This window comes from Mycobacterium sp. TH-M15 (assembly GCF_057473705.1).
Window position 1 is genome coordinate 1 of sequence record NZ_JBYCLB010000569.1, and the last position, 2,146, is coordinate 2,146.

The 2,146-nt window shown below is 73.4% G+C and carries 2 protein-coding genes; one reads left to right on the forward strand and one right to left on the reverse strand.

Annotated elements, in window-relative coordinates; genetic code table 11:
• The coding region (locus AC2VNT_RS13930) for a DUF6541 family protein (protein ID WP_486947423.1) at positions 1–996 on the reverse strand (996 nt) is incomplete at its 3' end.
• Between the two features lie 97 nt (positions 997–1,093).
• On the opposite strand from AC2VNT_RS13930, the gene AC2VNT_RS13935 reads away from it, so the two are divergent.
• Positions 1,094–2,146, forward strand: a 1,053-nt coding sequence (locus AC2VNT_RS13935; protein ID WP_486947424.1) for a cysteine desulfurase-like protein, incomplete at its 3' end; no start/stop codon positions are given.

Below are 2,146 nucleotides of genomic sequence, written 5' to 3' on the forward strand. Positions count from 1 at the left end.
CGGCAGCAGCAGCACCGCGGTGGGGACCGCGACCGCGGTCAGCGTGAGCGCGTCGGCGCGCCGGTTGCGGACCGGATGCCACAGTGCATCCCCGAGCCACCACGCCGCGATCAGCAGCACCGCGACCACGCCGCCGGTCAGGTGCACCGAGAAGACGCCGACCAGCGCCAGCACCGCCATCGCGATCCGTTCCCGGTGGCCGGTCGCGGTGCTGGCCAGGAAGAAGGCCGGCACCGCGATCCCGTAGCCGACCAGGTTGGGCATGGCGGCGGTGCCGAACTCGACGTAGGGCAGCGCGGTGAAGGAGGCCGAGACCGCGGCCGCGGTGGCGGCGGCGGAGGCGGTGCGCCGTTCGCCGACGGTGCGCCGCAGCAGCCGCCAGGTGAGCAGCGCCGCGCTGACCGGGAACAGCCACACCGACGCGGCCAGCGAGCACACCGTGTAACCGGTGGTGGCCGCGGCGCCGGTCAGCTGGCAGAACACCGCGGTCAGCGCGTGGAAGGCCGACGGGTAGTACAGCGCGGCGTGCGTCTCCACGTTGCGCAGCTCGCCCATGTGCGTCGGCGACGCCTGGCCGGTGTCCAGGATGAACCGGACGGTGTTGGCGTGCCAAACGGCGTCCCAGGTGCTCGGGATGCTCTGCCAGTCGGGGATGCCGCGGGCCACCGCCCAGCCGATCAGCAGCACGCCGAGCAGCACCCCGGCCGCCGTCGTGATCATCGGCCGGGTGAGCTTCGGTGCCTTGGCCCCGGGCAGCAGCTTGCGCAGCCCGGCCGCCGCGGCGGCCACCACCACCAGGGTGGCCAGCGCCGTCCAGGCATTCCACGGGATTCCGACCGCGCCGAACGGGACGATTGCCAACCCGACCGCGCCGTAGCTCAGCGCCGGGCCGACGGCGACGGCGAGCGGCCAGCCCAGCCGGGCGCTGACGCCGATGACCACCCCGGGGACGATCAGCAGCACCAGCGCGATCAGCACTCCTAATCCCAGGTCCACCGGACTAGTATGTCTGCCCAGGCGACCCGGCTCGGGCGGCGCGGCCGCACACCGCCCGAGCTGTCCGGTTTGCTTGGGAAACTCTAAGGTGGCTGTCATGGCTTACGACGTTGCCCGGGTGCGTGGTCTGCACCCCACGCTGGGTGACGGCTGGGTGCATTTCGACGCGTCCGCGGGAATGCTGATTCCCGACTCGGTGGCCACCACGGTCTCCACCGCGTTCCGCGGATCGCTGGCGACGGCGACCGGACCCCACCCGGCAGCGCAGCGCAGCGCCGCGGTGCTGCGGGCGGCCCGGCAGGCGGTGGCCGACCTGGTCGGCTCCGACCCGGCCGGGGTGGTGCTCGGCGCCGACCGGGCGATCCTGCTGACCGCGCTGGCCGACGCGTCGACGTCGCGGGTCGGCCTCGGCCAGGAGGTGGTGGTCAGCCGCCTCGACGACGAGGTCAACATCGTGCCGTGGCTGCGGGCGGCCGACCGGTACGGCGCCAAGGTCCGCTGGGCCGAGGTGGACATCGAGACCGGTGACCTGCCCGCCTGGCAGTGGGAGAGCCTGATCCACCGGGAGACCCGGCTGGTCGCCGTGGCCTCGGCGTCGGGCGCGGTGGGCGCGGTCCCCGACCTGCGCCCGATGACCAAGCTGGTGCACGACGTCGGTGGGGTGGTGGTCGTCGACCACTCGGCGGCGGCGCCGTACCGGCTGATCGACATCAACGAGATGGACGCCGACGTGGTGGCCGTCAACGCCACCGCCTGGGGCGGCCCGCCGATCGGCGCGCTGGCCTTCCGCGACCCGGCGCTGATCGACTCGTTCGCTGCGGTGTCGACGCACCGGGAGGCCACCGGGCCGGCGCGGCTGGAGACCGGGGTACACCAGTACGGGCTGCTGGCCGGGGTGGTCGCCAGCATCGAGTACCTGGCCGGACTCGACGAGTCCGCTCGCGGCAGCCGGCGGGAGAAGCTGCTGGTCTCCATGCAGGCCGCGGCGAGCTACCTGGATCGGCTGTTCGGCTACCTGTTGGCGTCGCTGCGGTCGATGCCGACGGTGATGCTGATCGGCCAGCCGGAGGTGCAGATTCCGGTGGTCAGCTTCGCGCTGTCCCGGGTGCCCGCCGAGCGGGTGGTGCAGCGGCTGGCCGACAACGGCGTG